Origin of the sequence: Methylobacterium sp. Leaf89 (assembly GCF_001422215.1) — a bacterium.
Classification (GTDB): domain Bacteria; phylum Pseudomonadota; class Alphaproteobacteria; order Rhizobiales; family Beijerinckiaceae; genus Methylobacterium.
This window is the reverse complement of sequence record NZ_LMML01000023.1, coordinates 99,596-120,153: the sequence shown is the minus strand read 5'-3', so window position 1 is coordinate 120,153 and position 20,558 is coordinate 99,596. Positions and strand designations below refer to the sequence as shown.

The 20,558-nt window shown below is 67.8% G+C and carries 14 protein-coding genes and 2 tRNA genes; 10 read left to right on the top strand and 6 right to left on the bottom strand.

Annotation, left to right across the window (positions count from 1 at the left end; genetic code table 11):
* The first annotated feature begins 45 nt into the window (after positions 1-45).
* From ASF18_RS08635 to ASF18_RS08610, 5 genes are all read left to right on the top strand, one after another.
* Positions 46-1,338, top strand: a complete 1,293-nt coding sequence (locus ASF18_RS08635) for an ArgE/DapE family deacylase (protein ID WP_056350869.1) — start codon at positions 46-48, stop codon at positions 1,336-1,338.
* Between the two features lie 96 nt (positions 1,339-1,434).
* Positions 1,435-2,961 (top strand): hypothetical protein, encoded by a 1,527-nt coding sequence (locus ASF18_RS08630; protein ID WP_244472633.1) that lies wholly within the window; start codon positions 1,435-1,437, stop codon positions 2,959-2,961.
* Between the two features lie 129 nt (positions 2,962-3,090).
* Positions 3,091-4,419, top strand: a complete 1,329-nt coding sequence (locus ASF18_RS08620; protein WP_200917543.1) for an MFS transporter — start codon at positions 3,091-3,093, stop codon at positions 4,417-4,419.
* Positions 4,420-4,576: 157 nt separating this feature from the next.
* Positions 4,577-6,397, top strand: a complete 1,821-nt coding sequence (gene typA / locus ASF18_RS08615; RefSeq protein ID WP_056212074.1) for a translational GTPase TypA — start codon at positions 4,577-4,579, stop codon at positions 6,395-6,397.
* A gap of 436 nt (positions 6,398-6,833) precedes the next feature.
* Positions 6,834-9,809 (top strand): N-6 DNA methylase, encoded by a 2,976-nt coding sequence (locus ASF18_RS08610; protein WP_056350864.1) that lies wholly within the window; start codon positions 6,834-6,836, stop codon positions 9,807-9,809.
* A gap of 28 nt (positions 9,810-9,837) precedes the next feature.
* Here ASF18_RS08610 and ASF18_RS08605 read toward each other — a convergent pair whose 3' ends face one another.
* A complete protein-coding gene (locus tag ASF18_RS08605) occupies positions 9,838-11,493 on the bottom strand; it encodes an acyl-CoA synthetase (protein WP_056350862.1) in 1,656 nt (551 codons plus the stop codon).
* 522 nt (positions 11,494-12,015) lie between these two features.
* On the opposite strand from ASF18_RS08605, the gene ASF18_RS24385 reads away from it, so the two are divergent.
* On the top strand, positions 12,016-12,168 hold the full coding sequence (locus tag ASF18_RS24385) for a hypothetical protein (protein WP_210166755.1): 153 nt from the start codon (positions 12,016-12,018) through the stop codon (positions 12,166-12,168).
* Positions 12,169-12,633: 465 nt separating this feature from the next.
* Here ASF18_RS24385 and ASF18_RS08595 read toward each other — a convergent pair whose 3' ends face one another.
* From ASF18_RS08595 to ASF18_RS08575, 5 genes are all read right to left on the bottom strand, one after another.
* The gene (locus ASF18_RS08595) at positions 12,634-12,915 is read right to left on the bottom strand and encodes a hypothetical protein (RefSeq protein WP_056350857.1); all 282 of its coding nucleotides are present in this window, start codon (positions 12,913-12,915) and stop codon (positions 12,634-12,636) included.
* A gap of 263 nt (positions 12,916-13,178) precedes the next feature.
* A tRNA-Thr gene (locus tag ASF18_RS08590) sits at positions 13,179-13,253 on the bottom strand.
* Positions 13,254-13,412: 159 nt separating this feature from the next.
* The gene (locus ASF18_RS08585; protein ID WP_056212083.1) at positions 13,413-13,871 is read right to left on the bottom strand and encodes an NUDIX hydrolase; all 459 of its coding nucleotides are present in this window, start codon (positions 13,869-13,871) and stop codon (positions 13,413-13,415) included.
* 348 nt (positions 13,872-14,219) lie between these two features.
* The gene (locus ASF18_RS08580) at positions 14,220-14,684 is read right to left on the bottom strand and encodes a MarR family transcriptional regulator (RefSeq protein ID WP_200917550.1); all 465 of its coding nucleotides are present in this window, start codon (positions 14,682-14,684) and stop codon (positions 14,220-14,222) included.
* A 217-nt stretch (positions 14,685-14,901) separates the two neighbouring features.
* Positions 14,902-15,969 carry an HD domain-containing phosphohydrolase gene (locus ASF18_RS08575; RefSeq protein WP_056350855.1) on the bottom strand — a complete coding sequence of 356 codons (1,068 nt, stop codon included), beginning with the start codon at positions 15,967-15,969 and terminating at the stop codon, positions 14,902-14,904.
* A 244-nt stretch (positions 15,970-16,213) separates the two neighbouring features.
* Here ASF18_RS08575 and ASF18_RS08570 point away from each other — a divergent pair.
* From ASF18_RS08570 to ASF18_RS08550, 4 genes are all read left to right on the top strand, one after another.
* Positions 16,214-16,303 (top strand) — tRNA-Ser (locus tag ASF18_RS08570).
* Positions 16,304-16,391: 88 nt separating this feature from the next.
* Positions 16,392-17,795 (top strand): DUF6538 domain-containing protein, encoded by a 1,404-nt coding sequence (locus ASF18_RS08565; RefSeq protein WP_082487271.1) that lies wholly within the window; start codon positions 16,392-16,394, stop codon positions 17,793-17,795.
* 750 nt (positions 17,796-18,545) lie between these two features.
* Positions 18,546-19,115 (top strand): hypothetical protein, encoded by a 570-nt coding sequence (locus ASF18_RS08555; RefSeq protein ID WP_056350849.1) that lies wholly within the window; start codon positions 18,546-18,548, stop codon positions 19,113-19,115.
* A gap of 11 nt (positions 19,116-19,126) precedes the next feature.
* Complete coding sequence (locus tag ASF18_RS08550) at positions 19,127-20,545, top strand: hypothetical protein (RefSeq protein ID WP_244472632.1); 1,419 nt, start codon at positions 19,127-19,129, stop codon at positions 20,543-20,545.
* The last annotated feature ends 13 nt before the right edge of the window (positions 20,546-20,558 follow it).

Below are 20,558 nucleotides of genomic sequence, written 5' to 3'. Positions count from 1 at the left end.
GGCACCGCTATCCTGGCCGCACCCCTCGCCAGCGCCGGAGCGCCGATGCCCCTCGATCCCGCCCTTGCCGCCCGCATCGCCGAGGCCGTCGCGGCAGGATTTCCCGAGCAGGTCGCCCACACCCAGGCCCTGGTGCGGTTCGGGTCGACGCGGGGCGCGGAGCACGCGATCCAGGATTTCGTCTTCCGGGCCTTCCGCGCCCGCGGCTATGCCATCGACCGCTTCACCATGGACGGGGCCGCCCTTGCCGCCCATCCGGGCGGGGCGGCGATGTCGGAGGCGCATTCGCAGGCGCCCCTCGTCGTGGGCATCCATCGGCCGCGGGCCGAGACCGGGCGCTCGCTGATCCTCCAGGCCCATGTCGACGTGGTACCGCCCGGCCCCGCGGATCTCTGGACCCATTCGCCCTTCGAGCCCGTCATCGACGGCGACTGGATGTACGGCAGGGGGGCGGCCGACATGAAGGCGGGCCACGCCGCCAACCTGTTCGCTCTCGACGCGCTGGCCCGGATCGGCCTTCAGCCCGCGGCCACCGTCACCCTGCAATCCGTGGTCGAGGAGGAATCCACCGGCAACGGCGCCCTGATGACCCATCTGCGCGGCTACCGCGCCGATGCCGTGCTGGTCCCCGAGCCCGAAGACGAGAAACTCGTGCGCGCCAATGTCGGGGTGCTGTGGTTCACCGTCGAGGTCCGCGGCCGTCCGGTCCATGTCCGCGAGATGGGCGTCGGCGCCAACGCCATCGACGCCACCTATCGGGTGATCGGCGCCCTGCGGGCCCTCGAGGCGCGCTGGAACGCCGAGAAGGCGGCCCATCCCCACTTCGCCGACCAGCCCGACGCCATCAACCTCAATGTCGGTCGGATCGCGGGCGGCGACTGGGCCTCCTCGGTGCCGGCCTGGTGCCGGATCGACTGCCGCATCGCCCTCTATCCGGGCGTTTCGGCGGCGGAGGCCGCCCGCGCGGTGGAGCAGGCGATCGGCGATTTCGCCCGGGACGACGCCTTCCTGTCGAACACGCCGCCCCGCGTCAGCTTCGATGGCTTCTTCGCCGAGGGCTACGCCCTGGCGGAGGGATCGGAGGCCGAGGCGGCGCTCGGCCGGGCACACCGGACCGCGACCGGCGCGGACCTGCAGAGCTTCATGTCGCCGAGCTATCTCGATACCCGGGTCTACGCCCTCTACGACCGGGTGCCGGCGCTCTGCTACGGCCCGATCAGCCAGAACATCCACGGCTTCGACGAGCGCGTCAGCCTCGCCTCCGTGCAGCGGATCACCACCGCGATGGCCCTGTTCATCGCCGAGTGGTGCGGGACGGAGGCCCGGGACGCTGGCTGACCCGGCGACCCTGCGCGGAAATGTGAGGACCGACGGTGTGGATGGCGCCCCGGCGAAGCCTTGTCGAACCGCGGGGCTACGCTAACCCTCTCCACCGTGACACATCCGCGGACCTTCCCCCTCGCTGCGCCCTCCGGCGTTCCCCGTCAGCCGGCTCGCCCGCGGGTCGTCCCGTCGGCGTTTCTGCCGCTTCTCCTGTGGTTCGCGGCAAGCCCTGCCGGCGCGCAGACCACCGATACGAGTTGCTACGTCACCGGCGGCGGCACCCTGGAGATCTGCCGGGGGAGCGAGGCCGAAGGGGTGTTCTTCGCGCCCCCGGCCTGTGAATCCGCCAGCGGCGTGCAGGTGATCCGCACGACGCCCGGCACCGGACCGCTCCAGGCCGTATACCAGGCCGAGACGCCCCTGATCGCCAAGAAATCCCGGCGCGGCGCGGCGGACGGGGCCTGCGCGCCGCGCCGTGCCACCGACCCCCTCGACGGCGGCTCGGTCCGCTCCGGGGCGATGCCGGAGCAACTCGCCACCACGATGCCGCCGACCCAGGGGCGCCTGTGGGAAATGGCCCGCGAAGTCGCCCGCACCCAGGAGGGCGCCGGCGCCCAGGAGCGTGGACGCCGCCGCGGCCGTCGCCGGGCCGAACCCGCACCGGCCCCGGCGCCCGAGCCGGCCGGCGAGGGCATCGCGGCCCGGCATCCGATGACGGTGGCGGGACGCGCCTGGGGCGGGGATGCCTACAGCTACGTGTTCTTCCTCGCGGCGGTGCCTACCGAGGCCGGCAACCGGCACGCGCTGCTCCAGGCCCGCACGCTGGACTTTGCCAGCTTCGACATCCGCGGCCGCACGGAGGCGGGCACGGTCTGGACGCCGTTCGGCGGGGACCGTCCGGAAGCACGCTCCCGCCGCGGCCGGTCGCGGACGCCCGAGGCGCCGAGCCCCAGCGCCGTCCTCGACGAGACCGGGGCGGCGCTCATCGGCAACTGCGCCGGGCAGGGCTTCGACCGCACCGATCTGGTCGGCGCGATCAGCGTGGTCGATCAAGTCTACCACTACTACTACACCGACGTGCTGCCCTCGGACTGCAACGAGCCGGCGGCGAACCGGCGAATGGGCCTCTACCTGCGCACCAGCCGGGATCTCACCGCCGACCGCGTCTGGTCGCCGGCCCGGACCGTCGCCGAGCCGCTGCCGGCCCAGAGCCTGGTGCGGGTGGCCAAGGCCCGGGACATGGACCGCTGGGTGGCGGCCTATCGCTGCAACCGCCCCGCCAACACCATGGACGGTCCCGTGGCCGACATCTGCGTGCAGTACACCGCCGACCTCGCGCCGGGCTCGCTCGCGGGCCTGACCTGGTTCTCGGAGCCGCAGGCGATCATGCGCTCCACCGCCTATCTCGGCCTGCGCTCGGGCGGCGACGGGTCGGGCCGTTTCGGGCGCGGCCAGCATTTCTGGATGACGGACCGGTACGGCAACCTCGCAACCCCGACGAACTACCGCGCCAAGGCCGGCTTCCTGACCTGGCTCGACCGGCTCGCGCCGGGGCCGGGCGGCGCGAACGCGTCCAGCGTGTTCGGCCGCCCCGTCTACTGGGCCACCTGGTCCGTGCGGCCGGTGGCGGCGAAGTAGCGGCCGGGCCCGGCGCGTATCGGTTGGAGCGGGGCATCGGGCTCGACCGTGTGCCCCATCGCGTGCGGTGCGGTCCGGGGCTTGCTGGACCGTCCCTCCGCCCCGCTCGATCGCCCGGGAGACCACCGCATGTCCGAACCTTCGATGCCAGAGTCGGCGCCGAGCCAGCCGGCCCGGGCCGCCATCGCCGCCTTCGTGGGCACCACGATCGAGTGGTACGACTTCTTCATCTACGGCACGGCCGCCGCCCTGGTGTTCGGGCCGCTGTTCTTCGCCGAGGCGACGCCCTTCGTGGCGACCCTGGCGGCCTTCGGCACCTTCGCGGTCGGCTTCTTCGCCCGGCCCCTCGGCGGGCTGGTCTTCGGGCATGTCGGTGACCGGCTCGGGCGCAAGAAGGCGCTGGTGGTCACCCTGGTGATGATGGGCCTGGCCACCACCGGCATCGGTCTGCTGCCGACCTATGCCAGCATCGGCATCTGGGCGCCGATCGCCCTCGTGGTCCTGCGCATCCTGCAGGGCATCGCGGTCGGCGGCGAGTGGGGCGGGGCGGTGCTGCTCGCCGCCGAGCATGCCCCGAAGGGACGCTCGACCTTCTTCGCCTCCTTCGCCCAGCTCGGCAGCCCGGCCGGGCAGATCCTGTCGCTGCTGGCCTTCCGCCTCGCCGGGCTGATGGACAGGGAGAGCTTCCTCGCCTGGGGCTGGCGCCTGCCCTTCCTCGTCAGCGTCGTGCTGCTCTTCGTGGGCCTTTTCATCCGCCTCGGCGTCGGCGAATCACCCGACTTCCAGGAGGATCGAGACGCCGCGAGCCGGACGGCCGCCCCGGCCCAGGCCCCGATCCGCGAGGTTCTGATCACCAGCCTGACGCCGCTCGCCCTGGCGGCGGGCGCCAACACCTTCGCGATCGGATCGGTCTACCTCTTCAACACCTTCATGATCACCTACACGACCCAGTATCTCGGCCTGCCCCGGGCGACGATCCTCGACGCGCTGCTGGTGGCGGCCTGCGTCCAGTTCGTGATGACGCCGGTGGGCGCGCGGATCGCCGAGGCGATTCGCAACGAGCGCCTGTTCCTCCAGGGCACCCTGATCTGGGCGATGCTGGCGCCCTATCCCCTGTTCCTCCTGGTCGATCTCGGCTCCGTCCCCGCCCTGATGCTCGGCCTCGCCCTCAACGTGCTCGGCAGCGCCACCTTCTACGCGGTCATCGCCGGCTACGTGGCCGGCGCCTTCCCCACGCGGGTGCGCTACACGGCGATCTCCGTCGCTTACCAGGTCTGCGGCGCGATCGCGGGCGGCCTGACCCCGATCGTCGGCACCCTCCTGGCCGAGCGCTTCCAGGGCCATTGGTGGCCCATCGCCGCCTTCGGTACCACGCTCGCGGCGATTTCGTTCGTGTGCGTCACCGCGCTCGGCCGCTACCGGGTCCGGGCCCTGCGCCTGGAGGCCGCCCGCGCCTGACGGGGGTGGGGCATGCTTGGTCCGACGGCGGTCGCCCCTTGCCCCGGAGCCTCACACCTTATATTGCGACGCGATAGCTCGATCCCGTGACCCGGCGCAGCCGGCCGCATTCCTGCGGCCCGTCGCGTGACGGGCTCTTCTCGCTTCCGGATACCCTATGAAGCTTCGCAACATCGCCATCATCGCCCACGTCGACCACGGCAAGACGACGCTCGTCGACAAGCTGCTGTCGCAGTCCGGATCGTTCCGCGAGAACCAGCGCGTCGAGGAACGCGCCATGGACTCGAACGATCTCGAGAAGGAGCGCGGCATCACCATCCTGGCCAAGGCGACCTCGGTCGTCTGGAAGGACACCCGCGTCAACGTCGTGGACACCCCCGGCCACGCCGATTTCGGCGGCGAGGTGGAGCGCATCCTCTCGATGGTCGACGGCGTGATCGTGCTCGTCGACGCGGCCGAGGGCCCGATGCCCCAGACCAAGTTCGTGGTCGGCAAGGCCCTCAAGATCGGCCTGAAGCCGATCGTGGCGATCAACAAGGTCGACCGTCCGGACGCCCGCATCACCGAAGTGGTGAACGAGGTGTTCGACCTCTTCGCGGCCTTGGACGCCACCGACGAGCAGCTCGACTTCCCGATCCTCTACGGGTCCGGCCGCGCCGGCTGGATGGCGACGGCGCCCGACGGCGACCAGAGCGAGGGCCTCGCCCCGCTGTTCGACCTCGTGCTCGAACACGTGCCCCAGGCCAAGGTCGAGGAGGGTCCGTTCCGGATGCTCGGCACCCTGCTGGAGGCCAACCCGTTCCTCGGTCGCATCATCACCGGCCGCATCGCGTCCGGCACCGTGAAGCCGAACCAGGCCATCAAGGTCATGGACCGCACGGGCAAGCTCGTGGAGACCGGTCGCGTCTCGAAGATCCTGGCCTTCCGCGGCCTGGAGCGCGCGCCCATCGATGTGGGGGAGGCCGGAGACATCGTCTCCATCGCGGGCCTCGTGAAGGGCACCGTGGCCGACACCTTCTGCGATCCGCAGGTCGAGACCCCGATCCAGGCCCAGCCGATCGATCCGCCCACCGTCACCATGTCCTTCATCGTCAATGATTCGCCGCTGGCCGGCACCGAGGGCGATAAGGTCACGAGCCGCATGATCCGCGACCGCCTGTTCAAGGAGGCCGAGGGCAACGTCACGCTCAAGATCGAGGAGGCGGCCGACAAGGATTCGTTCTTCGTCTCCGGCCGCGGCGAACTCCAGCTCGCCATCCTGATCGAGACCATGCGCCGCGAGGGCTTCGAGATCGCCGTCTCGCGTCCCCGCGTGGTGCTCTCCAAGGACGAGAACGACAACGTCCTCGAGCCGGTCGAGGAGGTCGTGGTCGACGTCGACGAGGAGTATTCCGGCGTCGTCGTGCAGAAGATGTCCGAGCGCAAGGCCGAGATGATCGAGATGAAGCCGTCGGGCGGCTCCCGCCTGCGCCTCGTCTTCCATGCGCCCACCCGCGGCCTCATCGGCTACCAGGGTGAGCTCATGACCGATACGCGCGGCACCGCGATCATGAACCGTCTGTTCAAGGCCTACGAGCCCTACAAGGGCGAGATGCCCGGCCGCCGCAACGGCGTGCTGATCTCCAACGACAAGGGCGAGGCCGTGGCCTACGCCATGTGGAACCTTGAGGATCGCGGCCCGATGATGATCGAGCCCGGCGCCAAGGTTTACCAGGGCATGATCATCGGCGAGCACAACCGCGAGAACGATCTCGAGGTGAACGTGCTCAAGGGTAAGAAGCTCACCAACATCCGCACTACCTCGAAGGACGAGGCCGTGCGCCTGACGCCGCCGATCCGCATGACCCTGGAGCGCTCGCTCGCCTGGATCCAGGACGACGAGCTGATGGAGGTCACGCCGAAGTCGATCCGCCTGCGCAAGACCTACCTCGACCCCAATGAGCGCAAGCGCTTCGAGCGCTCGGGCGGCGTCGCCTAAGCACGCACACCCTTCTCAAGCACAGACGATGGGAGGCCGGGCGAAAGCCCGGCCTTTTTTCGTTTTTCCGTCCCGCCTCTCGCGCCCTCGGCGGCGCCTCAGGATCGCGAAATAATACCTAGAATATATTTATTACCAACGTTAGGTTGGAACATGTTCAGCGTTCCCGCTTTCGATCGCCCCCGCCCTGCAGCCTTCCCCAGGTGGCCCCTGCAACGACCTCGATCCCGCCCCGGTCGGAGACCGGCCTCTTCGGGTCTGCCCGGTCCGTTCGGACGCGAGTCGCGGGCGCCCGCGCTGTGGTGCTCCGCAATGCCGTGCGGACAGGCCCGGCAGGCGGCCGGGCCTGTCCGTCTTCGCCCCGGTGCCGGTCCGGCGATCGGATGACGCCGGAACACGCGGTCGAGATGGATGCGCAAGCGTTGGAGTGTTTCGGATGGACCTGCAGCGAGGCCGCGAGTTCGATCAGTTTCTCGTCGTCCTGGACCGGTTGTGCCAGCGCTTCGCGAAGTATCGTCCGGAGTATCGCAAGGGGCTGGACGAGTACTCGCTGCGGAACGAGTACCTCGATCCATTCTTTGAGGCGCTGGGCTGGGACGTCAGGAACACGAAGGACGACCCGCCCTTCATGCGCGACGTGCGGGTCGAGTACAGGGCCTATGACGGCGTCATCAACGGCAAGGCGGATTACGTCTTCCGGATCGGCGGGTTCGATCGCTTCGTCTGCGAGGCGAAGAAGTTTCCCGAGAAGCTGGAGAACCACCGGTTCCAGCTGCAGAACTACGTCTACAACCTGCGTCTCTGGATCGGCCTGACGACGAATTTCGACGAGTTGAACCTGTTCGTCGTCGGGGGGAAGCCGAGTCGGGAGAAGCCGTTCAGCGTCGTGCCGGGCTGGCGCCTCTGCTACCAGGATTACCGGGATGCGGCGCCCAAGATCTGGGACCTGCTGTCACGGCAAGCCGTCGCGGCCGGATCCCTGGAAGCCTTCATCCAGAACCTGCCCAAGGTCACCTCCCGGACCGACCGGCAACTCTGGCTGATCAAGCCGGACCGCAACCGGGCCGTCGATACCGATTTCCTGCAATACCTCGAAGGCGAGCGCGCCCGGCTGGCCAAGTCCCTGATCCGGCACAACGCAGCCCTGCACTGGGACGTGGAGTCGATCAACGAGGCCGTCCAGGTGATCCTCGATCGCCTCATCTTTCAGAGGGTCTGCGAGGACCGCGATATCGATACCTTCCAGACGCTCCGGCAGGCGTTGTCGCTCTGGGAACGGCACGGACGCCGGAAGGGCGAGCTGTGGACCGTGATCGTCGGCAACCAGGCGAACATGCGGGCGGCCTTCAACGGCGGGCTCTATGGACGGGCCGGAGCGCCGGCCCACTTCGTCGAGTCCTGCGTGGTCGATGACCGATGGCTCGCCGATTTCATCGATCATCTGGCCGGTGACGAGTCGCCCTATCTCTTCAGCACCCTGCCGATCGAGATCCTGGGGTCGGTCTACGAGCGCTTCCTCGGTTCGGTCATCGACGAACAGGGGAACGTCACCCCGAAGCCCGAGATCCGGAAGCAGGGCGGCGTCTTCTACACGCCCGAGCACATCGTCGCCCACATCGTCGACGGCGCCCTGGCGCCGCTCCTCGACGGCAAGACGCCGGAACAGATGCGTCGCATCCGGATCCTCGATCCGGCCTGCGGGTCCGGAACCTTCCTGATCCGTGCACTGGAAAAGCTCTTTCAGGCGCATATCCACTATTACCACCTCAACGTGGACAAGCGGGACGGCAAATCCGTCTATCTCGACGCCCATGGCGACCTGAAGCTGACCAGCGAGCTGAAGAAGCGCATCGCCAAGGATTGTATCTTCGGCGTCGATATCGATCGCCAGGCCACCGAAGTCTCGGAGATGTCGATCTATCTCAAGATCCTCGAGGGCGAGACCCAATCCACCCTGGGGCGGCAGAGGGTACTGTTCCCGAACGAGACGTTTCTTCCGGACCTGACCGGCAACATCCATGTCGGAAACAGCCTCGTCGGACAGGATGCCTACGCGCTTCTGCCGGCCGGCCTGCGGATCACCGAGGCGAAACCGTTCTCTTGGGAGCTGTCGTTTCCGGAGGTCCGTGCCCGCGGCTGGTTCGACGCGGTCATCGGCAATCCGCCCTACGACGTCATCGAGAAGGAGCGCGGCGCGGCCTCCTGGCCCCACGACGTCTTCCGCGCCTACCTCGCCCGGACGGACCGACTGGACGCCGCGAAGGGCGGCAAGCTGAACCTGTTCCGGTTCTTCCTGATCCAGAGCCTGCAGCTCGTCAGGCACAACGGTTCCCTGGGCATGATCGTGCCCATGGCGCTGCTCGCCGACTTCAGCTGCAAGACGACGCGCCTCGCGGTCCTGGATCAGGTCGACGAGCTGAACGCGCGGGCCTTTCCCCAGAAGGACATCCGCCAGCATCGCGTCTTCTACGATGCCAAGCTGTCGACGGTGATCGTCGGAGGCCGCAAGCGCCCGCCGTCCCGGCGCAAGCACAACCCGCGCATCAGCCTCCACGTCTATCCCCGGGCGTCGTTCGACGATCCCTCCCGGGACGTCACGATGCGACGGAGCGAACTGGCGGCCATCGATCCCCTGGGCCTGCCGATCCCGATCACCGATCAGGCCTCATGGGAGCTGGCCAAGAAGCTGCATCAGGCGAACTCGGTCGCGCGCCTCGACGGAATCGCGGGGATTCGGATCGCGCGCGGCGAGATCAACCAGACGATCTACCGCGCCTACATCACGGACGATCCCCGACACAGCAGGCTCCTGAAGGGCGTGGAGGTCTCCGCCTACGCGATCCATCGCACCCTGAGCCAGGGGCGCGTCGAATGGTTCGACCGTGCGCGCTACGAGCAGGCCCACATCACGCCGGATGCCGTCGGCGTCCGGCGCATCGCGACCCAGAGGATCACCGGCGTCGACGAGCGGCATCGGATCGTCGCGACCCTCTCGGAGCCGGGCTGGTACTTCGCCGATTCGACCAACGCGGTCGTCGTCGCACCGACCTGCGATCTGTCCCCGGAATACATCCTCGCCTGCCTGAACAGCCAGCTGCTGCAATGGCGATTCCAGCTGACCAGCTCCAACAACAATGTCGGAACGAACGAACTCGCCGCCCTGCCGATCAAGTTGCTCGACCTCGGAGATGCCGGCGAGGCCCGGACGCACGCTGCGATCGTCGCCCAGGTCGGACACCTGATGCAGCTGGGTGCGCGCCTCAATGCCAATCCCAGCGTGAAGGTCCGGGCGGAGGCGATCGAGCGCTTCCGAGAGGTTCGCTCCAATCTCGATCGGACGATCGAGACGCTCTACAGCCTGACGACGGATGAAGCGGCTCTGGTCCATCGCAGGTTCGCGGCCCCACCGTGAGCGGGCGACGGGCGGGGCCGTCGCCCGCTCACGTCTCCTTCGCCCGTTCCCGCAGCAGGTACTTTTGCACCTTGCCGGTCGAGGTCTTCGGCAGCTCTCCGAACACGATGTGGCGCGGGAGCTTGTAGCCGGCCAGCCGCTCGCGGCACCAGGCGATGAGGACGTCGGCCTCCACGGTGGCATCGGGCTTCAGCTCGACGAACGCCATCGGGGTCTCACCCCACTTCGCGTCGGGGCGGGCCACGACCGCGGCGGCGGAGACGGCGGGGTGGCGGAACAGGGCGTCCTCCACCTCGATGGAGGAGATGTTCTCGCCGCCCGAGATGATGATGTCCTTCGAACGATCCTTGAGCTGGATGTAGCCGTCCGGATGCTTGACCCCGAGGTCGCCGGAGCGGAACCAGCCGCCCGCGAAGGCGGCCTGCGTCGCCTTCGGGTTCTTCAGGTAGCCGCGCATCACCACGTTGCCGCGGAACATCGCCTCGCCCATCGTCTCGCCGTCGGCGGGCACGGATTCGCAGGTCTCGGGATCGCGGATGTCGAAGCCCTCGAGCACGGGATAGCGCACGCCCTGGCGCGCCATCCTGGCGGCGCGGACCTCGTCGTCGAGGGCGTCCCAGTCCCGATGCCAGGCATTCACCACGGCCGGGCCGTAGGTCTCGGTGAGACCGTACAGGTGGGTGACGTCGAAGCCGGCGGCCCCCATGGCGCCGAGAACCGCCTGGGGCGGCGGCGCGGCCGCCGTCAGGAAGGCGACCCGCCGGGGCAGGGGGCGGCGCTCCGCCGCGGGCGCGTTCAAGAGGAGTTGCATCACGATCGGCGCGCCGCACAGATGCGTGACGCCGTGCTCGGCCAATGCAGCAAAGAGCGCGCCGGCCCGGACCTGGCGCAGGCAGACATGGGTGCCGGCGACCACCGAGAGGGTCCAGGGAAAGCACCAGCCGTTGCAGTGGAACATCGGCAGGGTCCAGAGATAGACCGGGTGCTGCCCGAGGTTGCCCGTGATGACGTTGCCGAGGCAGAGCAGGGCGGCGCCGCGATGGTGGTAGACCACGCCCTTCGGGTCGCCGGTGGTGCCCGACGTGTAGTTCAGCGAGATCGCGTCCCACTCGTCGCCGGGCATCGCCCAGTCCCAGGCCGGGTCGCCCTCCGCCAGCAGGGCCTCGTAGCCGAGGCTGCCGACCGCCGTGCCGGGGCCGGTGAATTCCGGATCGTCGACGTCGATCACCAGGGGCTTGACCCGGGCCTGGGCCAGCGCCGGGGCCACAACCTTCGAGAATTCCCGGTCGGTGATCAGCACCTTGGCCTCGCCGTGGTCGAGGCAGAAGGCGAGACCGGCGGCGTCCAGGCGGGTGTTCAGGGTGTTCAGCACGGCGCCGGTCATCGGCACCCCGTAATGGACCTCGATCATCTCGGGCGTGTTGGCAAGGACGACCGCGACGGTGTCGCCGCGCCCGATGCCGCGTGCCGCGAGGGCCGCCCCGAGGCGGCGGCAGCGCGCGTAGAGCTCGGCATAGCTGCGCCGCAGGGGGCCGTGGATCACCGCACAGTGATCCGGGAAGACCCGCGCCGACCGGTCGAGGTAGCTCAGGGGCGTCAGCGGCTGGTAATTCGCCGGGTTCCGGTCGAGGTCCCGATCATAGATCGATGGCGCGGCCCTGGCGGCCGTCGTTGAGGCGGTCATCGGCGTATCTCCCTGGCGAGAGAGTACCCCGTCGCGGCGTTCCGACAAATCGCCCCGGATCATCGCCCACAAGGGGCCTTGCGTGGCGACGCAGGTTCGAACGGCCGGCAGCTGCGGCAGCGGCGCCCTGTCTCAGGTGGTAGGCGATCTCCCGGCCGCCGGAGCGGATCGGCGACGCGGTGCCCGGGGGAAGGGTGTCCCCCGCGAGGGAGACGAGGCGCGGCTGGGTCTGCCCGAGCCCGTTCGGGAACAGGGACACGGCCATCGTGCGAGAGAGCAGACCCTCCGCCGCGATTCCAGCGTCCTCGGTTCGGACCGGACGGACAACCTCCTGAACGCGCACATCCAGGCGACGCAGGGTAGTGAGCTGCCGACGGCGCGGACATGACGATCCGCGGGAGCTGACGGGCTGCCAGACGAATGCGCTGCTCCGAGCGACCGTAAGGCAGATGGATCCTGCGCGTCTGCGTTTCGCTCAGAACGCTTTGCTTCGGATCTGGCGAATGCCGGATACGCTGCGGCATGAAAGCCGATCACGACATCGGCCTCAGCGTCGCTCCCCATTCCGCCCTCCCGCTGGCGGAGGCCGTATCGACGCATCTTCCGCAGTCCAGACTTGCTGCCCAGGCTGCCGCAATGCGGCAGGCGATTTCCATAGCGATATGCGCGGCGTGACATGGTTACGATATCATCGCCCGGCTTCTCTTAGCGGCTGTCGGCAAAGCTTGTGCATGCGGCAACGTTTCAGGCGCCGCGCTCCCTCGCTCGGTTCATGACCCTCAGGCGAAGGGGGCGCCCCGCGACGGCACCGCCGAGACCGTCCGTGATCGAGAGCGGGAAACACCGCGCGATGCCCCCGAGTACGCCAGCGAGGAACTCTTTCTGAGCCGCATCGTCGCCCGTAAGCTTCGCGTGCGTGATCCGCGGTTGCCCCTGGAGGCTGCCATCACGCCTGATGCTGAGCAGCACCGTGACCTCTGAGCCGGCCGAGCCTGCCGGGCCCCCCACCGACTGCGAACACGAGCCGAGAGCCTGCCACAGCCCGGCCAGGGTCGATGCCGGCTCAGCGCGGGCGGCGGGAGTGGTCGCGACGGCCAGTAGCAGGGCGAGGATCGGAGAGCGCATGCGGTCCGCAGACGATCAACGGGCCTGCGGCTCGGCGGGCTGAGCCCCACGGAGGGCCTCCCCGAGATCGTCGTCCTCCTCGTCATCGGGCTCCTCGGTGGAGTACCCGTCCCGGTCCGGAGCCGACAGTTCTCTTTGCCCGCGTGGCTTCCCGTCCAGGCCGAGATCACGCTCACGCTTCGTGCGTGGCGCTTCGCGCGTGCTCGGGCCATCGGATGGAGGCTGAAGGCTCTGCGCGCTCGCATGCGCCGCCATGAACAGGCTGATGGCCACCAGCGATAGGGTCGCGCGTTTCATGGGAATGCTCCAAGGCCGGCGGTTCCAGACCCATGCACGGTCCTACACCCTGCTTCGCCCCGTGTCCGCTTCCGCCATCCGCTGCCGGTCGGGGGGCTTCGAACGGCCGATAGCAGGGTCGTACGGGGCGTGCGGGCGGCTTACGCAAGGGTGCGAAAACCGCGTTCCGAACCTGGACCGCCCGCGTGCTGCCCAGACCAAAAGCCGGACCGGGCGGCAGTCGGCACCATCACCCCGAACGCGCTGTTTTTGTTGGAGAATAATGGTGCTGCTGGACAGGATTGAACTGTCGACCTCCTCATTACCAATGAGGTGCTCTACCACTGAGCTACAGCAGCTAAACGTCCTGGGTTGCGGCGAGGGCCGTGCGAACCGGACGGACGGGCAATTAGCCGATCATCATCCCCTTGGCAATCGCATCGCAGCGAATTGTGTCGGTTTCTCTCGGGGCGGTGGCCGAATTCCCACGGGCGCGGCGGGGACGTCGCCCGCCCGTCTCAGGCGAGGGCGCCGGTTTCCCGCTTGCAGGCGGCACGGATGATCGCGGCGAGCCCCGCCTCCGCCACGGCGTCGGCCGCCTCGGACGGCTTGAACCAGCGATCCTCGCGCTGATGGCGCTCCGGCCAGTGCTTGAGCTGCTTGCGCACCTCAAGGGGAAACACCTTCACCTGGCACAGGACCGCATCGCGGCTCTTCAGGCGCTTCTCGTAGAGGTAGAAGCCGAGGGGACGCTTGCCGACGGTGCCGAGGAGGCCGGCCTCCTCGTAGGCTTCCCGGGCGGCGGCGTCGTAGGGCTTGCGCCCCTTCATCGGCCAGCCCTTCGGGATCACCCAGCGCCGGCTCTCCCGCGAGGTGATGAGCATGATCATGAAGCCGCCATCGGGCATTCGCCGGAACGGCAGAACACCAACCTGCCGTCGCGGGGCCAGATCCGCTTCGCCCGCATGCGCACTCATCGGTCGGAAACGCCGGACCGACCGGCAAGTTCGACCCTGATGCGTCCTGGCCCGGACACGCCAGCGATCGACGGGCACGGCCCGGGGAATCCGTTCGTCGGAACCGGGGACGGGGTCGCGATGGCCTGCTGAACCAGTCGGTGGGAATCCACGATACGCTCAATCCCGCACAGGTTGTGAACGAGGGCTTGTCCGCGGCATCGCGCGCTCGACAGCACCGCCTTAGCGGCACTGTCCCGTTCGGTTCAAGAAAAACTTATCCGGCAAAATTCCCGGCCTTCCAGGGAGCGGCGGCGTCCGAAGCCGGGCTCGGCAGCCCGGCGGGGTGCGGGGCCGGCGCTCCGGTCGTTACCCGGCCGCACTGAGGTTCTCGATCAGGGCGTTCAGGTCCGCCCGCATGGCCTGCACCTCCGGCTCCGACATGTTGAGCTGGCACATCACGGATTCTCGCACTGCGGCCGCCTCGGCCCGGAGCCCCTGTCCGCGCGGCGTGAGCGCGATCTCGACCTCGCGCTCATCGGAGCGCCGTCGGCTCCGGACGAGGAAGCCCGCCACCTCCAGGCGTTTCAGGACAGGGGTCAGGGTGCCGGAATCCAGGCGCAGGCGCCGCCCGATCTCCGAAACCGTGATGCCGTCGGTCTCCCACAGCACCAGGAGGACGAGGTATTGCGGGTAGGTCAGGCCCATCCGCTCCAGCATCGGGCGGTAGGACTTCGTCATCCGGTGGGCGGCCGCGTAGAGGGCGTAGCAGAGCTGGTTGTCGAGGAGCAGCGGATCGGTGAGGGGCGCGGTTGTCTCGCGGGAAGCGTCCATCATGCATGCCATGCCACTGAAATCCCGAAGCCCGCGACCGCGGCGTCCCAGCAAGACGACGGGGACCGCCCCTGCGGACAATCGAGGATAGCGGACGTAGATGCCTCTAGTATATGCCTGTTTCGCCGCAGCGGTAACAGGATCCCGGCCTTCTGTCGCCCTCTGGATCCGGTGATGTCTCGCCGGCCGAGCCGGGATCCGCGGCGTCCGGCCGGGGTCAGGCGGCCGCGTTCTCGGGCGGATGCTCCGCGATCAGGCCGACGATGTCGGTCCACCGCGAGACGAAGGCGGCGACGCAGTCGGGATCGAAATGCGTCCCGGCCTGTGCCTCGATGTGCTGGCGAGCCCGCTCCAGGGACCAGGCCTTCTTGTAGACCCGCTCGGAGATGAGGGCGTCGAACACGTCGGCCACCGCGATGATCCGGCCGGCCAGGGGAATCTCGGTGTTCCTCAGGCCCTGGGGGTAGCCTTCGCCGTCCCAGCGCTCGTGATGGGTGAGGGCGATGTCGGAGGCGAGCTGCAGCAGGTGGGACGGGCTGTCATGGAGCATGCGGTAGCCCCGCAGGGCATGCTGCTTCATCTCCTCGCGCTCGGCCTCGGTGAGGGCGCCCGGCTTCATCAGGATATGGTCCGGGATGCTGATCTTGCCGATGTCGTGCATGGTCGACGCGAAGGCGATGTCGTTCGCCTCCTGCTCCGGGAGGCCGAGGCCCTCGGCGATCGCGATGGCGCAGCCGGCGACGCGGGTCAGGTGGCCCCCCGCCTGGTCGTCGCGGAACTCCGCGGCCAGCATCAGGCGGCGGATGATCTCCCGCTCCCGGGCTGCGGCCTCGACGACGGCCCGCTCGACGGTGTGGGCCGCCAGCCGGCCCTGGTGCTCGGCGGCCCGGCGGGCGAGGGCGAGTTCGATCAGGTTGCCGACCCGGGTCCGCAGATCGAAGGGATCGACCGGATACGCCATGAGATCGGTGGCCCCGGCGGCCGCGGCCGCGCGCCGGACCGGTGGCGCATCATCGGCCGCGATCAGCAGGATGGGCGTCCGAGCCTGCGCCCCCAGGCCGCGCACCCGTGCGATCAGCGCGAGCACTGCGCAGGACTCCTGGGCGCCCGCCTCGACGATGATCAGGTCGCAGGCCGGCAGAGGGCCGCGATCGGTCGCGAGATCCTGGGGCAGGCCGCTGACGGGGCGGATCACGCAGCCGAGGGGGGCCAGGACGCGGATGAGATGCAGGGGCGCGGAGCCGGCCAGGACGGCGATCACGGCAGTGGCGGCGTCCGATGCCATCCCTGGGCTTCCCGATCCTGTCAATCCCCGTACGGCGTCCAAGGCGTCGCCGACGGGTTTCCGATTCGCGTCCCGCAGACCGTCGCACCGCCCCGGTTAAGCAACGCTGAAGACCCCGGCGCATCCGAACCGCGACACCGCCGGCTCCCTCGTCTTCTCCTCGGTCACGCTTTCCCGCGATCCCCGCTTGTGAAAGCCGGAGCACTCGTGCTAGTGACCGCCCGTCTCATCGAGGCGCCTTCGCGGAGAGGTGGCAGAGCGGTTGAATGCACCGCACTCGAAATGCGGCATGCCTGCAAGGGCATCGGGGGTTCGAATCCCCCCCTCTCCGCCACGCTACCCTAACCAGTTGATATATAAGCGAAATTTATCCCCTGAGGGGGCGTTTGCCGTCGTGGTGGTACACAAAGGTGGTACACACGATGGTTCTGGCGATGGCCCGACCGTGGCGTCACCCGAAGACCGGCATGTACTGGTTCCGGCGGCGCGTCCCGAGAGAACTGCGGTCCCTTCTCGGAAGGAACGAGGAGCGCAAGACCCTCGGTACGAAGGAGCCGGCGCTCGCCAGAACGCGCTATCTGGAGAAGGCCGCCGAGGTCGAGGCGCGGTGGTCTCGGCTCCGTTCGGGCGAGACTGCGCTCGAGGCGCAACCGATCGCAGGTCATTCTACTCCCGCTACGTGCAACCACGACGTGCCTGCCGCTCGTTCCTTCGGAGGATGGCCCAGACGCCACGTTGCCGTCCATTCGGGTTTCTCCAACGGAGCGGCTTTGATCTACGATGGAACGCATCCGCTGCAGCGACCGGCGCCCTGGCGCCCCGTCTTCGAAGCCTATGCCGCGGAAGCCAAACTCGCTCCTTCGACGATCAAGCGCTGGACCGGTGTTCTGGCCTCCCTCGAAGGTGTCATGGAAACGGACGATCTCGCCCGAATCACGCGCCACGATCTGATCGAGTGGAAGACGGCCTTGCTCGCCTCCGGTCGGGATCCGCGTACCGTGCGCGATGCCTACGTCGCCGCGGTCAAGGCGGTCATGAACTGGGCGGTCGCCAACGGGCGCTTGACCACCAACGCCGCCGCGGGTGTCACGGTCCTCGTCCCCAGCAAGCCTCAGACGCGGGATCGGGAGTTCACGGATGTGGAAGCCGATACGATTCTTCGGGCATCGCTCGGGCCGCACAGCCCCCGCCTATCGCGCGAAAAGGCGGCGTCCCGTCGCTGGATCCCATGGCTCTGCGCCTATGGCGGAGCACGCGTGAACGAAATGACCCAGCTTCGGGGGCAGGATGTCAGGCTTGAGAATGGAATCTGGATCGTCCGAGTCACACCGGACGCAGGGCGCGTAAAGACCGGCCGATGGCGCGACGTGCCGCTACACCTCGATCTCGTCGCCCAAGGATTTCCGGATTTCGTTCGCGCCCGTGGGCACGGGCCGCTCTTCTACGACCCGAAGCGCGGCCGTGGGGGTTCCGCTGCGCATCCGATCTACAAGAAGGTCGGTGAACGGCTCGCCTCTTGGGTACGAACCTTGGGGGTCGACGATCCCGGGGTTGATCCGAACCATGGTTGGCGGCACCGCTTCAAGACGGTGGGGCGTCGTGCCGGCATCGATCCTGCAGTTCTGGATGCCATCCAAGGGCATGCGGCACGGACAGAGGGCGAGCAGTACGGCAGGTTTCCCACGGAAGCCCTGTTCGACGCGATCCGTCGCCTTCCGACCTTCGAAATGGGCGCCGCCGCCGGCTGGTCCTGCGAAGTCCCGTCGGCGGGAGGGAGTTCCGTTCCCCGCCGAGGAGTCCCCACCGCGGCGGAGGCGATCCGCTGAAGCCGGGAGCGATCCGCGGTTCCGATGTCGATGCCTCCGTCGCCCCCTAATGCATCGTCCGCACGGCCGCTCGGCTGGTGGATCCGGAACGGGCTTTGAAAGGCCCTCGGACGAACTGCCCGAACCTGGGAGCTGTCACGCTCGAGCAGCCTCTGCGGTGCCTGCGCCGGACACGGGTGGTCCGACCGAATCGCGGTATCCAGCTAACCTCATGGTAGGAGTTCTCGTCGCATACAGAGACATTGCGCGGAGTCGGACCGGGTCCGAACGCACCGAGAAACGAAGCAAATTATGCATCTTGATGAATAAGCGTGAGCGCAGCTCGGACTAGATCGCGGAACTGTTCGGACTCCCGGAGAGCCTTCAGAGTCCGGTCGATCAGGCGGGCCTCACGTGCGATCTCGGGCGCGAGCTCGTCGGCTATCTCGAAGGCAAGGTCGGAGGCTGCGCTGTTGAGATGGCCCCTTCCGTTGAGAGCTCGCGACACCTGGGACTGTGAGATTTTGAGCCTCTCGCCGAGTTCCGACTGACTTATCCCGAGTTTGACATACAGGCGTTGCAGGGATTGCTGGTCCACTCCGGACCCCTTGTGTCATGCGTGTTCATGCATAACAATTCTCGTGTTCGATCTGCAAGCGTGCCATCGCCTGCGGTTCGGAGTGGTTGCAAAAATGGACAAGTCGGCGCTGCGTCTTGCAGAACGCAAGCCGACCGGTGTTCCGACGGTGTCTGTCGACGGAGGGCAGATCGATGATCGCAGTGAACGTTGCCATCGGCCCGAGGATGATGCTCTCGAGCGGAGCCTGGTTCGATTTCCTCGATCCCGAGAGTAGCGATTTCACGATCGAGGATATCGCGGCCGGGCTCTCGAAGCTGTGCCGATATGCAGGCCAATGCGATGCCTTCTACTCGGTGGCCGAACATAGCCTGCTGGTAAGCGACATCCTTCCTCAACACGCCTTCGCAGCGCTGATGCACGACGCTGCCGAGGCGTTCCTCGGCGACATCACGCGCCCCCTCAAGCAGCTGCTGCCCGAGTTCAAGCGTATCGAGGCACATGTCGAAAGCGTCGTCTTCGAACGCTTCGGCGTACCGACGCCCATGCCCAAGGAGGTCAAGCAGGCGGATCTGCGCGTCCTGGCCGCTGAGCAGATGCAGCTGATGCCTCCGGAGACCTCGAGTTGGGTCTTCAGCGATCGCGTGGAGCCGGCACCCGTCCGCGTCCGTCGGCTCGATCCCGACGCCGCCCGGGAAGCCTTTCTCAAACGCTTCAACGAACTCGCTCCTTCGAGCTCCCATCGCCATGTCCGCGTCGCGTGACCGACGTATCCATGGCCGTCGATATCAACGAAACACTCGACGCGTCGCTCATGTCCGAACCCTACGCATCACCGCAGATCCGCAAGGACCGTTCGCTCGATCGGCTGGCGGACACGGGCAACGTCGCTCAATTCATCAGTTTCTCCCCGAACGCTGGAAGGGTGCGGCAGGAGTACAGCCGGATGGCCGGCCATACTCCGAACGATCCCTTTCTCTCGGAACGCCTCGCGCTGGAAACGCTGCTGAGGCTCAGTCCGGAGGCTTCGATCAATCTTCGAAGCTTCAGTCCGGACAGCCCGCGTAGTCGCGAGTTCGTCTATGGCATCGGCAATGTCGAGGATGCCATGGCCGCGCTCCACCGGCTGCTGGGCGAAGGTCTCTTCGTAATCGCCAACGAGACCGTCGACGTGCGCGACGGCGGCGTCTCCGGTGTCGCCCAGGGTGGCGTGCTCGAATTTTCTCCCGACGACACACCTCGCTGCGTCGAGAAGGATGGCGTTGCCTCCCTCCCCCTTCACATCGGCCTTTCGATGCTGGAGACGATCTACGGCTTTCGACCGGATTTGGGCGATACCCAAGGGGCCCGACTCGAGTTCAGCGTGCATCCCAGGCCGCGCGGCTGGCGGCAGACGCATACTCTTCTCTGGGAACACGAGCATCTCGGACCCGAAGCCCACGTGCCGGCGCTCACATGGCCCAACAATTTCAGTCGGCATATCGGCGACAAGGCCTACGGACTGCTGATGGCGTTCCTAGTAGGCCTTCCAACGCCGACGACCACCGTCATCAGTCGCCGCGTCGCTCCCTTCACCTTCGGAGCCCAGGCTGCGAGCCGCGAAGTCTGGACGAGGACATGCCCTCGCGAACCGGAGCCCGGCCTCTACACCACGGTCAAAGGTTGGGTCGATCCGTTCGCACTTCTGTCGAAGGAGGACGCGACCGGATCCGCCATTTCCTCCGTTCTCAGTCAGGCCGCCGTTCCGGCCAGGTATTCGGGGGCGGCGATCGTCATGGCCGATGGTGTTCTGGCCGTCGAAGGCAAGCAGGGCGAAGGCGACCTGTTCATGTTGGGCGTCAACGCCCCGGAGCTTCTTCCCGGTTTCGTGATCGAGGACGTACGAGCTGCCCATCGCCGACTGCACGATGCGCTCGGACCCGTACGGTTCGAATGGGTTCACGACGGAGACAAGGCGTGGATCGTCCAGCTCCACCTCGGTGCAACTCGAAGCACGGCGAAGGTTCTCGTGCCTGGCGAGGCAGAGCAATGGATCAGATTCGAAGCGCGTGATGGCCTCGAAAAGCTGCGCGTCGCACTCCGCGACCTCCCGACGGATGCCGGCCTTTCCCTAGTCGGCAACGTCGGTCTAACCAGTCACATCGCCGACGTGGTTCGGAAGGCAGGCAAGCCCGCGCGGATCGTCGTCGGCTGAGGACGCGGCGCCG